13 protein-coding genes and 3 tRNA genes are annotated in these 13,414 nt (G+C 64.0%); 6 read left to right on the top strand and 10 right to left on the bottom strand.

What is annotated here, in order from left to right:
* Positions 1-174 precede the first annotated feature (174 nt).
* A tRNA-Asp gene (locus SPHV1_RS17785) sits at positions 175-251 on the bottom strand.
* Positions 252-317: 66 nt separating this feature from the next.
* Positions 318-394: transfer RNA gene (locus SPHV1_RS17780), tRNA-Asp, on the bottom strand.
* Positions 395-609: 215 nt separating this feature from the next.
* Between SPHV1_RS17780 and SPHV1_RS17775 the strand changes: the two genes are divergently transcribed.
* Positions 610-1,059, top strand: a complete 450-nt coding sequence (locus SPHV1_RS17775; protein ID WP_054947371.1) for a hypothetical protein — start codon at positions 610-612, stop codon at positions 1,057-1,059.
* A gap of 68 nt (positions 1,060-1,127) precedes the next feature.
* Here the strand turns inward: SPHV1_RS17775 and SPHV1_RS17770 are convergent, their stop codons facing one another.
* The 4 genes from SPHV1_RS17770 to thyA form a co-directional block, all read right to left on the bottom strand.
* On the bottom strand, positions 1,128-2,462 hold the full coding sequence (locus SPHV1_RS17770; protein WP_054947370.1) for a dihydrolipoamide acetyltransferase family protein: 1,335 nt from the start codon (positions 2,460-2,462) through the stop codon (positions 1,128-1,130).
* Between the two features lie 4 nt (positions 2,463-2,466).
* Positions 2,467-3,519 (bottom strand): alpha-ketoacid dehydrogenase subunit beta, encoded by a 1,053-nt coding sequence (locus SPHV1_RS17765; RefSeq protein ID WP_054947369.1) that lies wholly within the window; start codon positions 3,517-3,519, stop codon positions 2,467-2,469.
* Between the two features lie 5 nt (positions 3,520-3,524).
* The gene (locus SPHV1_RS17760) at positions 3,525-4,823 is read right to left on the bottom strand and encodes a 3-methyl-2-oxobutanoate dehydrogenase (2-methylpropanoyl-transferring) subunit alpha (RefSeq protein WP_054947368.1); all 1,299 of its coding nucleotides are present in this window, start codon (positions 4,821-4,823) and stop codon (positions 3,525-3,527) included.
* A 112-nt stretch (positions 4,824-4,935) separates the two neighbouring features.
* The gene (thyA, locus tag SPHV1_RS17755) at positions 4,936-5,910 is read right to left on the bottom strand and encodes a thymidylate synthase (RefSeq protein ID WP_054947367.1); all 975 of its coding nucleotides are present in this window, start codon (positions 5,908-5,910) and stop codon (positions 4,936-4,938) included.
* Positions 5,911-6,088: 178 nt separating this feature from the next.
* Here thyA and SPHV1_RS17750 point away from each other — a divergent pair, with 178 nt between their 5' ends.
* The 5 genes from SPHV1_RS17750 (at position 6,089) to SPHV1_RS17730 (ending at position 9,942) form a co-directional block, all read left to right on the top strand.
* Positions 6,089-6,424, top strand: a complete 336-nt coding sequence (locus SPHV1_RS17750) for a hypothetical protein (protein ID WP_054947366.1) — start codon at positions 6,089-6,091, stop codon at positions 6,422-6,424.
* Positions 6,425-6,430: 6 nt separating this feature from the next.
* Entirely contained in the window at positions 6,431-7,978 is a 1,548-nt protein-coding gene (locus SPHV1_RS17745; RefSeq protein ID WP_054947365.1) for a methyl-accepting chemotaxis protein, read from the top strand.
* Between the two features lie 86 nt (positions 7,979-8,064).
* Positions 8,065-8,141: transfer RNA gene (locus SPHV1_RS17740), tRNA-Pro, on the top strand.
* A 174-nt stretch (positions 8,142-8,315) separates the two neighbouring features.
* A complete protein-coding gene (locus SPHV1_RS17735) occupies positions 8,316-9,305 on the top strand; it encodes a rhodanese-related sulfurtransferase (protein ID WP_054947394.1) in 990 nt (329 codons plus the stop codon).
* On the top strand, positions 9,289-9,942 hold the full coding sequence (locus SPHV1_RS17730) for a glutathione S-transferase (RefSeq protein WP_054947364.1): 654 nt from the start codon (positions 9,289-9,291) through the stop codon (positions 9,940-9,942). The genes SPHV1_RS17735 and SPHV1_RS17730 overlap by 17 nt, the downstream gene beginning before the upstream one ends.
* Before the next feature lie 180 nt (positions 9,943-10,122).
* On the opposite strand, the gene SPHV1_RS17725 is transcribed toward SPHV1_RS17730, so the two are convergent.
* The 4 genes from SPHV1_RS17725 to SPHV1_RS17710 form a co-directional block, all read right to left on the bottom strand.
* Positions 10,123-10,485 carry a response regulator transcription factor gene (locus SPHV1_RS17725; protein ID WP_231634728.1) on the bottom strand — a complete coding sequence of 121 codons (363 nt, stop codon included), beginning with the start codon at positions 10,483-10,485 and terminating at the stop codon, positions 10,123-10,125.
* 255 nt (positions 10,486-10,740) lie between these two features.
* Positions 10,741-11,391 carry a response regulator transcription factor gene (locus SPHV1_RS17720; RefSeq protein WP_231634727.1) on the bottom strand — a complete coding sequence of 217 codons (651 nt, stop codon included), beginning with the start codon at positions 11,389-11,391 and terminating at the stop codon, positions 10,741-10,743.
* The gene (locus SPHV1_RS17715) at positions 11,388-12,902 is read right to left on the bottom strand and encodes a response regulator (protein WP_054947362.1); all 1,515 of its coding nucleotides are present in this window, start codon (positions 12,900-12,902) and stop codon (positions 11,388-11,390) included. Before SPHV1_RS17715 ends, SPHV1_RS17720 begins: the two co-directional genes overlap by 4 nt.
* Positions 12,902-13,327 carry a response regulator gene (locus SPHV1_RS17710; protein ID WP_054947361.1) on the bottom strand — a complete coding sequence of 142 codons (426 nt, stop codon included), beginning with the start codon at positions 13,325-13,327 and terminating at the stop codon, positions 12,902-12,904. Before SPHV1_RS17710 ends, SPHV1_RS17715 begins: the two co-directional genes overlap by 1 nt.
* Positions 13,328-13,414: the final 87 nt, after the last annotated feature.

Raw genomic sequence — 13,414 nt, 5'->3', positions numbered from 1 at the left:
AGTGCAACCCTGAACCAATGCGGATGATGCAAGCCTAAGGGCGATCGAGTCGCTGCCTCGGCACCCTCGCCGGGTCTGCCAGACATCGCCTGCAGGATGCTGATCGCAAAAAGAAAAAGGCCGGGACAAGCCCGGCCTTTTCTTCTGATGATCCACCTCAGGACGTTCCTGAAATGGCGCGAGTGACGGGGCTCGAACCCGCGACCTCCGGCGTGACAGGCCGGCACTCTAACCAACTGAGCTACACCCGCTCATCAGTGAAAAGAACTGCACCTGAGTTCTTTCTATATCCCCTGTTTTCACAGGTTTTTCCCAAGTGGCGCGAGTGACGGGGCTCGAACCCGCGACCTCCGGCGTGACAGGCCGGCACTCTAACCAACTGAGCTACACCCGCGTTCTCGTGCGGTGCGTCCGCTTGGGAGCCGCGCCACTAAGACAGGCTCACCGGGCTGTCAACTGCCTTGAGAGGGTAAGTGGATTTTTTGCACGCCCTGCCCTGACAGGCTCGCGCAAGGCCGTCGCGATCAAGTCCGTGTTAACCATATTTTGGCGAATTGGCCGTCAATCTCCCCTGCATCGCCAACAGGCCAGCGGGGCTGTCCATATCCTATGAAAAGCCAGTTTATCCCTCTCGCCGCCATGACGCAGGCGCTGTGTGCGCCGGCCCTGGCCCAACCGGCAGCGCCGGTCTCCGTCGCCACCGACAGCGCCGTCTTCGTCGAGAAAGTCATGGCAGATTCGAGCAGCCGCCTCGAGCCGGCCGCGCGCCTATCGCGCGGCGACAAGGTCGTGACCGTCGTCACCTGGTACCGCATGGGCGGCAACGGAGGCTTCGTCATCACCAACCCGATGCCCGCGAAACTCGCATACGAAGCGAGCGCGAACGAAGGACAGGAAGTGTCGGTGGACGGCGGCCGCACCTGGGGCCACCTCGGCGCACTGCGCAAGGGCGGGCGAATGGCGACCGCTGAGGACGTCACCCATGTGCGCTGGCGCATTCCGGCAGGCCGCGCTGCGCACGGCCGCGGCCAGCTCGCCTACAGCGCCATCGTGCGCTGACGCCCGATTTTCGGTGAAAGCGGGACGGCGGCCCGCACTCTGGTGCAAGCCGCCCTTCCCGTCCGTTCCTAGCCGGCGAGGATCAGCGCCGGTGCCTCGATCAGCTTCTTGAGATCCTGCGCGAAGCTGGCGGCATCCCAGCCGTCGACCACGCGGTGGTCGCAGCTCATCGAAATATTCATCGTCTTGCGCTTCTCGATCCGCTCCACACCGCCGGCATCGCGCACGAACATCGGGCGCTCGACGATGCGGTTGGGGCCAATGATCGCCACTTCGGGACGATTGATGACCGGCGTCGTCGCCACCCCACCCATCGGGCCGAGCGAAGTGATGGTGATCGTCGAGCCGGACAGCTCAGAAGACTTGGCCGAACCGTCGCGCGCAGCCTGTGCGAGGCGCGAAATCTCGCTCGCCAGCTGCCACAGGTTGCGGTCCTGCGCATCGCGGATCACCGGGACCATCAGGCCCGCCGGGGTCTGCGCCGCCATGCCCAGATGGACCGAACCGTAACGCGTCACCACGCCCGCCTCGTCGTCGTAATGGGCGTTGAGCATCGGGTACTTGGGGATCAGCTTGCAGATCGCTGCGATCAGGAACGGCAGCATCGTCAGCTTCGGACGATCCCCACGCCCTTCGTTGAGCTGCGCGCGGGTTTCCTCCAGCGCCGTCACGTCGAATTCCTCGACATAGGCGAAATGCGGAATCTGGCGCTTGGATGCCGCCATGTTCTCGGCAATGCGGCGCCTCAGGCCGATGACGCGGACCTGCTCGTCCCTGCCCTTGAGACCGGCTGGCTGGAAGCCACCTGCAGCGTTGTACGAGAGGAAGGCATCAAGGTCGGAATGGCGGATGCGGCCATCCTCGGCCGGGCGAACCTCTCCCAAATCGATGCCGAGGTCTGCGGCACGCTTGCGCACCGCAGGGCTCGCCATGACGCGTGCGTGGCTGTGCGTGCGTGCCGCCACGGGGACCGGTGTCGGAGTTGGCGCAGGTGCAGGCTCGCGCGCCGGACTCTTTTCGGCAATGGGAGCGGGAGCCGGTTCTGGTGCAGGCGTGGGCGCGGAAGCCGGTTCGGGAACCGGCGGCGGGGACGCTTCCTCCGCCACTTGCGCGGGTGCAGCGGCGGGGCGCCCACCCTTGCCGTCGCGTTCATTGCCCTCGCCTTCGACTTCGATCACCACCAGCGGCGAGCCGATGGCGATGACGTCACCCTCTGCCCCGGCGACTTCGATCACCTTGCCCGAAACCGGGCTCTCCATCTCGACCGTCGCCTTGTCGGTCATCATGTCCGCAACGCGGCCGTCTTCTTCGACCATGTCGCCGACTTTCACGTGCCAGGCGACGATCTCGGCTTCGGCAATTCCTTCCCCGATGTCGGGCAGGCGGAATGTATAGCGACCCATCGGATCAATCCTTCATGAGCCGGTCGACCGCCTCGCCGATGCGGACGGGACCCGGGAAATAGGCCCACTCGAGGCTGTGCGGATACGGCGTATCGAACCCTGTCACACGCTCGATCGGCGCCTCGAGATGGTAGAAGCAGCGTTCCTGGACGAGCGCGGAAAGCTCGGCACCGAAACCCGAGGTGCGCGTCGCCTCGTGAACGATCAGACATTTGCCGGTCTTTTCCACCGACTTTTGCACAGTCTCGATGTCTAGCGGAACGAGCGTGCGCAGGTCGATGATCTCGGCATCGACGCCCTTTTCGGCGAGGACCGCCTCGACCACGTGGATCATCGTGCCATAGGCCAGCACAGTCATCGCCGCGCCTTCGCGAACCACCCGGGCCTTGCCAAGCGGGATGGAATAGTAGCCTTCCGGCACCTTGCCGCCGGCGTGGTTCTTCCAGCTCTTCGACGGATTGTCGTAATAGCCATCGAAGGGGCCGTTATAGATCCGCTTGGGCTCGAAGAAGATGACCGGGTCGTTGTCCTCGATCGCGGCGATCAGCAGGCCCTTGGCATCGTGCGGGGTCGACGGGATCACCGTCTTGAGTCCTGCAACGTGGGTGAACAGGGCTTCCGGACTCTGGCTGTGGGTCTGGCCGCCGAAGATGCCGCCACCGAAAGGAGAACGCACGGTGATCGGCGCCACGAACTCCCCTGCCGAGCGGTAGCGCAGACGCGCCGCTTCGGACACGAGCTGATCGAGACCGGGATAGATGTAGTCGGCGAACTGGATCTCGGGCACCGGGCGCAGGCCATAGGCGGCCATGCCCACTGCGGCACCGATGATGCCGCATTCGTTAATCGGCGAATCGAACACGCGGTTCTTGCCGTACTTGCCCTGCAGGCCCGCAGTGGCGCGAAACACGCCGCCGAAATAGCCCACGTCCTCGCCCAAGATCACGACGTCGGGGTCGCGCGCCATCATGACGTCGAGCGCCTCGTTGATCGCCTCGATCATGTTGAGCGAGCGCGTCGGGGCATCGTGGAGGCTTACTGCATCTTCTTCGAGCATCGCCCTTACTCCTTCCACTCGGGCCACTTCGTCTGGCGTTCGCGAATGGCCTGCTCGGCCTGTTCCTCCAGATGCCAGGGAAGTTCCTCGAAGACATCTTCGAACATGGTGTGAAACGGGTGGTGCAGTCCATGGCCGAGGATGCCGTTCTTTTCGGCCTCCTTGGTCGCCGCCTTCACGTCTTCCGCCAGTTCGCGGTCCATGTCGGCGTGCTGCTCTTCCGACCATTCACCGATTGCGATCAGGTGATTCCTGAGCCGCATGATCGGATCGCCCAGCGGCCATTCCTCGCGTTCGTGCGCCGAACGGTAGGCACTGGGATCGTCCGAGGTCGAATGCCCCTCGGCGCGATAGGTGAAATGCTCGATAAGCGTCGGGCCCATGTTGGCGCGGGCGCGGTTTGCCGCCCATTCCATCGCCGCATAGACTGCCAGCGCGTCATTGCCATCGACCCGCAAACCGGCAATGCCGTAGCCCGCGGCGCGAGCGGCAAAGGTCGTACGCTCCGCCCCGGCAAAACCGGAGAAGCTGGAGATCGCCCACTGGTTGTTGACTACGTTGAGGACGACCGGCGCGTTGTAAACGGCAGCGAAAGTCATGGCCGCGTGGAAATCGCCCTCGGCGCTGGAACCCTCACCGATGAAGCTGGTCGCGATGCGCGTATCGCCCTTGATCGCGCTCGCCATCGCCCAGCCCACCGCCTGCGGGAACTGCGTGGCGAGATTGCCCGAGATCGTAAAGAAGCCATAGTCGCGCGCCGAGTACATGATCGGCAACTGGCGCCCCTTCAGCCGGTCCGCGCGATTCGAGTAGATCTGGTTGATCATGTCGACCAGCGGGTAGCCGCGCGAAATCAGGATGCCCTGCTGGCGATAGCTGGGGAAGACCATGTCATCGCCCGCAAGCGCCAGGGCGCACGCGACCGAGATCGCCTCCTCGCCGGTGCACTTCATGTAGAAGCTGGTCTTGCCCTGCCGCTGGCCACGATACATGCGATCGTCGAAGGCGCGGGTCAGCGCCATGTTGCGCAACATGCGGCGCAACGATTCCGGATCGAGATTGGGGTTCCAGGGACCGACTGCCTTGTCGTCGTCGCCCAGGACGCGGATCATGTCGGTGGTGAGAGGCCAGGTCTCGCTGGCCTCGCAAGCCTCGTCGGGCCGCGCCAGCTTGCCTGCCTCGGGAATTTCGAGGTGCGAGTAATCGACCTTGTCGCCCGGCCGGTACTTCGGCTCGGGCACATAGAGTTCAAGCGGCGGCAAGTTGCCGCGCGGCTTTCCAGACCTGACCGGACTTTCGCCCATCTTCGTTCTCTCCCGCCAGTTTCGGCCCGTGAGAACTCCACACACCGGGAGAATCGGCGTGCATCAAAATTCTACGGTTAAGTCATAATATTTCAAACCTCAGCAATGTCAATCAGACCGCAACCGGTGCGGAGATATGCGACTGGGGTGCATATCCGCGCACTTCGAAGTCCTCGATACGATAGTCGAAGACACTGTCCGGACGCCTCAGGATCTCTAGCGTCGCCTGCCCTTCGGGCTCGCGGGAAATCTGCTCTTCCACCAGCGCACCGTGGTTGAGGTAAAGATGGACATCACCCCCTGTCCAAACGACTTCACCCGGCTCCAGGTTGCATTGCTGCGCGAACATGCGGGTCAACAGCGCAAGCGACCACATGTTGAAGGCGAAACCCAGCCCCAGGTCGCAGCTGCGTTGGTACAGCAAGCACGATAGGCGGCCATCCGCGATGTGGAACTGGTAGGTCTTGTGGCACGGCGGCAGCGCCATTGCGTCAAGCTCGGCGACGTTCCAGCCTTCGATGATGTGGCGACGGCTACCCGGATTCGTCTGCAGGGATTCGATCACCTGCGCGACCTGGTTCACGCCCTGCTCGCGCAGACGGAACAGACCGTTCCCGGCATCTTCATAGACCGGCCAGTCCACCCACTGCTTGCCGTAGACCGGTCCAAGATCGCCCCACTGCTCGGCAAAGGCAGCATCGGCGACGATCCGGTCTGAAAAGTCCACGCGCGAAATGTCGTGGCCGGTCTCGCGCCGATAGCGATCGAGCGGCCAGTCGGTCCAGATCTGCACGCCCTGCGCGCACAGCGAGCGGATATTGGTGTCGCCGGTCAGGAACCAGAGCAATTCGCGCGTCGCCGTCTTCCAGTAGACCCGTTTGGTCGTCAGCAGCGGCATGGCCCCGCCTGAAAGATCGAAGCGAATCGTTGCGCCGAAGATCGAGCGGGTTCCGACACCGGTGCGATCCACCCTCTCATCGCCATGTTCCCAGATCCGGCGCATGAGATCGAGATATTGCCACTCCCAGTGAGGCGCGCGGCCTGTGGCGGACGATTCGGATTGAAGCAGTGTCGATGGCGCGTTCATGCGCGCAGCCTAGACCTGCCTGCACGCAGCGAAAAGAGCCGTTCCGCGCGATTTCCCCGCCCACGCGAGTCAGTACGGGCGCGACCCATGCATTACCGTGATGAAGCCCCTTTCCTCCGGGCTTGCCCGTAGGCTCGGCTTTCCGTCACCGCAGGACCATCGGGTGCAAAACGATTGCATGGCTCAATCGCTCAGATCGCTGCTTTCACGGTGCCTGCCCGGTCCGCTTGCCCTGCAAGGGATCGTCGCCGGCCTCGTGTTGATCGTCGCGCTGTCTCCTTCCGAAGGCGGCGCTGCGATCTATCTTCCGTTCGACGGAAGCGGAGCAGCCCGTACCGTCGCCTGGTCGCGCGAACGCGGCGCAGAAGTGGTTGCAAGAGGCCCATACGAGGGCGCTTTCATTCTGCGCATCCCGCAAGGCCATCATGCCATGGAAGCCTTGCGGCAAGGCGCCCTGCTGATCTCGGTTCCGGAATTCCTGTGCGGTTCGCCCGATCCATCAAAGAAGACATAACCGGTCATGAACGAACTCGACGAAATGCGCCGCAAGGGCGCCCAGATTCTCCTTGCCATTTCCTGGCTCTGCGTTGCCATCATCGCAGGCTGCGCCTGGGCCTCGGGCTCGGGTCCGGCCCCAGCCCTGCTGGCGTCTGCGGTCACCATCGTGCCCACGCTCCAGGTCCTGGGCCGCAACAGCGGACTGCAGGCCCGGCTTGCCCTTGGCCTGGCCATTCCGCTCTACCCGGCCATCATGTTGTGGCAATGGAGCGGTGAGAGCTGGATGCTCGACATCCACATGACCTTCTTCGCCGCCATCGCCATGCTCACCCTGCTCGCCGACTGGCGCCCGGTGCTGCTCGCTGCCGGCGTGACCGCGGTCCATCACCTCACCACCAATTTCGCGGCTCCTTCGCTCGTCTTCCCCGACGGCGCGGACTTTGCCCGCGTGCTGCTCCATGCCGTCATCGTCGTTCTGGAAACCGGCGTTCTCGTCGTGCTCTCCGGCGGGTTCGAGCGGCTGGTCATCGATCAGGCGGCAGCGCACGAAGCGCGCGCGAATGCCGAGAAGACCGCCCAGATCGAACGCACCCGGGCGGCAGAGGACCAGAAACAGGTGATCGACCAGATCGGCCGGGGTCTGCGCGGCCTTGCCTCGGGCGACCTCTCGCTGCGCCTTTCCGACGCCTTCCCCGAAGGCTATGAGGAACTGCGCGGATACTTCAATTCGGCCGCCAGCGATCTCGACGACATCGTGCGCGACGTCACCCGCTCGGCCGGGCAGATCGAATCGGGTTCGCGCGAAATTCGCAGCGCCAGCGACGACCTTGCGCTGCGCACCGAGCAGCAGGCAGCGACGCTGGAAGACATTGCCAATACCCTGCGCCAGCTCAGCACGACCGTGCAGGCCAATGCCAAGAGCGCACAGAATCTGCAGGCCAATGTCGCGCGGGCGCGCAGCGATGCGCTCTCCGGTAACTCCGTCGTCGCAAGCGCCGTGGGCGCCATGGGCGAGATCGAACGATCCGCGGACGAGATCCACCAGATCATCACCCTGATCGACGGCATCGCCTTCCAGACCAACCTGCTCGCCCTCAATGCCGGCGTCGAAGCGGCGCGTGCGGGCGAGGCGGGCAAGGGCTTTGCGGTGGTCGCCAACGAAGTGCGCGCCCTGGCGCAGCGCTCCGCGGAAGCCGCCAACCAGATCAAGGACCTGATCGGCACGTCCTCGGTGCAGGTCTCCGAGGGCGTGAAACTCGTCGGCCAGTCGGGCGAATCGCTGATGACGATCGTCTCTGGCATTGCCGAGATCGACGAGGCGATTGCCCGCATAGCCAGTGTATCGCAGGAACAGGCGGTGGAAATCGGCCGCATCAACGAACGCATCGCCCGCCTCGATTCAGCGACGCAGGAAAATGCGGCCATGGTCGAGGAAGGCACGGCAGCCGCCCGCCACCTTTCGAGCGAAGCCGAAGGCATGACCCGCACCGTCGCCCATTTCCGAGTTTCCGGCCAAAAGAATGCCGGGAAGCAGGACGGTTCCTGTGCAAAACTCCTTCAAGCCGCATAAAGTCACTTTGGCCCCTTGCCAGCCCCGGAATCGCTCTCTATAGGCGCGCTCCTGCCTCGGGCCGCTTTCAAAGTGGCTCGATCGGTCGGGGAGTAGCTCAGCCTGGTAGAGCACTGTCTTCGGGAGGCAGGGGCCGGAGGTTCGAATCCTCTCTCCCCGACCATTTCATCCTAAAATCAGGATATTGACGCAGCCATTTCACATGGAATGGCTGCGGCATGTCTGTTCGTCGGATGCGGCGGCAGACGTATGCTTTCCGCTGCCTGTCCCGTGGGCGAAGCACGATCTCGCGCTCGCCTGCTGACGCGGCCGCTGCATGGCGCTATGGGGCTCGGCCATGGACACACACTGCCATGACATCGACGCGCCGCTGCGCGTAGCTGCGCTCTATCGCTTCGCCCGCTTCGAGGACTTCGCCAGCCTGCGCGAGCCGCTCGATCGGCTTTGCCGGGAACAGGGTATCCGCGGCACGCTGCTGCTGGCCGCCGAGGGCATCAACGGGACCATCGCGGGAACGCCGGAAGGTATCGACACCGTGCTGGCGCACATTCGCGCCCTGCCCGACTGCGCGGATCTCGACGTGAAGCTGTCGAGCGCTTCGGTCATGCCCTTCCACCGCATGAAAGTGCGCCTCAAGCGCGAGATCGTGACGATGGGCCAGCCGGACATCGATCCGCGCGCCAGCGTCGGCACTTATGTCGAAGCGCAAGACTGGAACGCACTGATTTCCGATCCCGACACCATCGTGATCGATACCCGCAACGACTACGAAGTGGCCGTGGGCACCTTCGAAGGCGCGATCGATCCCCGGACGCCAAGCTTCCGCGACTTTCCCGAGTGGTTCCGACAGGAACGCGAACGCCTGCTGGGCGCCGGCAAGCCGCCCAAGGTCGCGATGTTCTGCACCGGCGGCATTCGCTGCGAGAAGTCGACGGCTTTCCTGAAACAGGAAGGCATCGAGGACGTCTTCCACCTCAAGGGCGGCATCCTGAAATACCTCGAGACGGTACCCGAAGAGGAAAGCCTCTGGCGTGGCGAATGCTTTGTGTTCGACCAGCGGGTTACGATCGGCCACGGGCTGGTCGAGGGCTCTTACTCGCTATGCCATGCCTGCCGCCGTCCGGTGAGCAGGGAAGATGCTGCTTCGCCACTCTACGAGGCGGGCGTGAGTTGCCCGGCGTGCCATGGCGAGCGCACCGAGGAGCAGCGCGAATCCTATCGCGAACGGCACCGCCAGGAGGCCCTGGCCGCGGCCCGGGGCGAGGCCCATGTCGGCGCCCATTTCGATCCCGTCCGGCCCGAACAGCGCGATGACCGCAACGCCTGATCCAGTCCTCTACAGCTTTCGCCGCTGCCCTTACGCAATGCGCGCAAGGCTGGCGCTGATGATGAGCGGCACCGCGTGCGAGCTGCGCGAGGTGAAGCTGTCGGCCAAGCCCGAGGCGATGCTGGCCGCTTCCCCGAAGGGAACGGTGCCCGTGCTCGTCACCGCCGAAGGCGAAGTCATCGACGAGAGCATCGACATCATGCGTCGTTCGTTGCAGCGCAACGATCCCGAAGGCTGGCTGGAGCGTGACGACGCAGACCTGATCGCCCGCAACGACGGACCGTTCAAGCACGACCTCGACCGCTTCAAGTATCCCGAGCGCCATGGCTCCGATGCCCTTGCCCACCGCGAGGCCGGCCTTGCGGTACTGCGCGATCTGGACGCGCGCCTGGCGGGGCAAGGTCAGTTGTGCGGAGTGCAGCGTGGACTGACCGACATGGCGATCATGCCGTTCGTACGCCAGTTTGCCGCGGTCGACCGGGCATGGTTCGACAGCCAGCCGCTGCCACACCTCAAGTCATGGCTCGAGAGCCATCTCGAGAGCCATCTGTTCAAGGCGATCATGCTGCGGCCCAAGCCCTGGTCGCCGGGCGATCCGATAGTCCGTTTCGCGGCACCGGAAGGTCCCTCGCCATGAAAACGTGGCCTCCCGGCAATGCCGAGAGGCCATACAGGCGCTAATCTTGTATTTTGTCCGCATTATGCGGTTGGTGCGACCCGAAAGGCTCTTTGCTTGCGAAAACCCTTTTCGGTTTGAGCGGGGCCGGACACCCCCCAGCGCCGGCCCCCGCTCAGATGTCCCCCCGATGCTTGCGCCTCAGGGGATGCGCTCGAAGTGGGCGGCGAGAATGCCGGGCACCGCTTCGAAATCGCGCGACTTGTGAAGGTACTGATCGGCCCCCGCAGCCAGGCAGCGCTGCCTGACCGAAGCATCCGACTGGTTCGTCAGCACGATGATGAAACAGGTGCTGCTGACCTTGCGGATCGCCTGTACCACTTCCAACCCCGAAAGAAGCGGCATGGCGAAATCGAGGATGACCGCGTCCGGCCGCTTCGCTTCGAAGCTCCTCTTTGCCTCCAACCCATCGTAAACCGGACCGACGATCTCGAACTGTCCCGTTTCCCCCACGAGATCCGCCAGCCGGACAGCGACGCTGCGTGCATCGTCTGCAATCAGCACGCAGCGTCGCTTCCCCATGCGGGCCCCCCCCATGCTGGCCCGCGCCTGTGCCTTGCCAACGCCCCCCTGGCTTTTGACAAGGCCTCCACACTGCCCCCCGTAAATTGCCTCGGTGACCATGGGCCCAGAATAGCGATTTGCGCCAAGGGGTCTTGTCGGAACGTTCGGCAGCCGGTGTCAGAAAATTGACTACACGGGCATCGGCATATTCAGGGCGACCGGGAAGCGAACCGCGTCGTCGGCGCGCTCACCGCGCTAGTTCACCAGGTCGTGCTGCATGGCGTAGCGCGCCATTTCCACGGCATTGGCAAGGCCCGTCTTTTGCCGGATCCGGGCGATGTAGGTGGCGACCGTCTTGTCGCTGATTGCAAGGTCTGCCGCGACTTCCTTCACGGCGCGGCCCATTGCCAGCCCCTTCAGGATTTCCAGTTCACGTTCGGAGAGTCTTTCGTGCGGCAGTGGCTCGCTGTCTTCGCGGATGCCACGGGCTATGGCGGCAGCAACGTCTGCGTGCAGGTACGTGCCGCCTTGCGCCACCATCTCGATCGCCCGGACAAGTTCATCGGGCGGCAAGTGCTTGTTGATCAGGCCGTTCGCGCCGGCCTTGATCGAACGCACCGCGAAGGAAACCTCTCCCTCGGCGGTGATAACGAGGATCGGAACCCCGGCGTTGACGTCCCGGATGCGGCCGAGCACTTCAAGGATGTCCATGCCGCCCGGCATCATCATGTCGAGCAGGATGAGCCCCCAGTCGCCTTGCGAGACATTTTCGACGACAGCCTGCGAATCCCCTGCTTCGGCCACTTCCACTTCGCCGAAAATCTCGCGCACCATGGACAGCAACCCGCGCCGCGTAATGGCGTGATCGTCCGCAACGAGGATCTTGCCGATCGCCATGTCCGTCATTTGGGCACCCTGGCGCTGACTTGCGCCCCGCTCGGAGCATTCGGGACGATCCGTATGGAGCCGCCGAACAGCTCAACCCTCTCGCGCATGCCCAGAAGGCCGAGCGAAGTTCCTTCCCTGGGGATCTCGGCGAAGCCCTTGCCGTCGTCCGTCACCGTCAATCGCCATTCGTCGTCGGTCGCCTCGAATTCGATGCGGACATGGCTCGCCTGCGCGTGCCGGATGATATTGGTGAGCATTTCCTGCAGGACCCGGAAGAAGGCCGTGGCGATTTCCGGCGGCGGCAGGTCGCTCTCGTCGATCCGACATTCGGCGGTCAGGCCATTGCGCAATTCGAAACGGCGCGCCTCATCCTCCATGGCCGCAGCAAGGCCCAGGACGTCCAGCGCGCTGGGCCGCAATTCCGCGGCGATGCGCCGGACCGTCTCGATCGTGGCGTCGATCAACTCACTGGCATCGTTGAGCTTGGGGACCAGGATGTCCGCCAGCGGCGAGTCCGCGTCGAGCTTGCGGTTCATCCACCAGACGTCCATCTTCAGCGCCGTGAGCAATTGCCCCAGTTCATCGTGAACCTCTCGGGCAATGCGTTTCTGCTCTTCCTCGCGCACGGTGTTGAGGCGCGCCGTAAGCTGCCGCATCTGCCGGTCGCGGATCTTGAGCATTTCGAACTGGGCGCGCATCTGCGCTTCCTGCTTGCGCTTCTCGGTCACGTCCCGGCAGATCGCGCCGAACTGCTGGATGGTCCCCTGCGCATCCGGGAGGCCGAAGGCGACCACTGAAAGCGTCATCTGCCGACCGTCTCGTGCCAGCAGGGTAATCTCGTGCTCGCCCGCACTGGCGCCCTGTAGGGCACCGGCCAGAATGCCGCGTTGCTCGACCGCGCTCTCGACATCGACGGCGCGCAGCAGATCGTGCGCCCGCGTGCCGACGGCCTCTGCCGAGGCATATCCGAAGATGCGTTCCGCGGCGGGGTTCCAGCTCGTGATCGTCCCGTCCGGCCCGCCGCTGAACACCGCATCGCCGGATGCTTCGACGATACCCGCCAGCAGCGCGTGCAACTGCTCTGCCCGCTGGCGCTCCGAAGCTTCACGCGTTCGGGCCACGGCATAGCGAATGGCCCGCGCCAATGCCGTGCCCTTGAGATCGGACTTGGGAATGTAGTCCTGCGCACCGGCCTCCAGGCATTGGAGCGCCAGGCTTTCCTCGTCCAGGCCGGTCAGAACGACAATCGGCGCATCGCTGGCGACACTGCGGATGGCGTGGACGCATTCAACGCCGTTGCCATCGGGCAGGCCAAGGTCGAGCAGGACGGCAGTGACTGCCGCATCGCGCAGGGCCTCGGTCGCCCTGGCGATCGAAGTCGCGTGGATCAACTGCGATCGCTGGTCGGAGAGAATTTCTTCGATGTAATCGGCATCGCCGGGGTTGTCTTCCACCAGCAGGATCGGACCGAGGTCCTCGACATGGTGGCCGCCGGGGCCGTTATCCCGATCTCCTGCCACCAAGGCCATCACGGCAACTGGGCGACCGATAGCCAGAAGTTTTCGATCTCCTTCACCCGGGACTGGAATTCCTGCAGCCCCACCGGCTTGGTGACGTAGCAATTGGCGCCCAGATCGTAGCTTTCCTCAACGTCGGGCCGGGCATCCGATGAGGACAGCACCACGACCGGGATACGTTTCAACCGTTCGTCCCGGCGGATTTCCCGCAGCACGCCATGGCCATTGAGGCGGGGCAGGTTCATGTCGAGCAGGATGAGGTCGGGCTGCGCGGCATCCTGATAGGGCGCGCGCGCATGGAGATAGTCGCAGGCCTCGACGCCGTCCTTCACGACCACCGGATCGCAGGCAAGCGGACCGGGCTGCAGCGTTTCGGTGATCAGGAAGGCATCGGCTTCGTTGTCCTCAACGATCAGTAATCGCACCTGACTGCCCATGCCCTGGCCTCTTCAATCTGAGATTTGCGCCTGAACCGTTCCGCATCGACAGGCTCAATCGGCACGATATGACTTGCCAGCCGGAAA

The sequence above is a fragment of the Novosphingobium sp. KN65.2 genome (genome assembly GCF_001368935.1).
Classification (GTDB): Bacteria; Pseudomonadota; Alphaproteobacteria; order Sphingomonadales; family Sphingomonadaceae; genus Novosphingobium; species Novosphingobium mathurense.
This window is presented reverse-complemented; position numbering and strand designations above follow the sequence as displayed.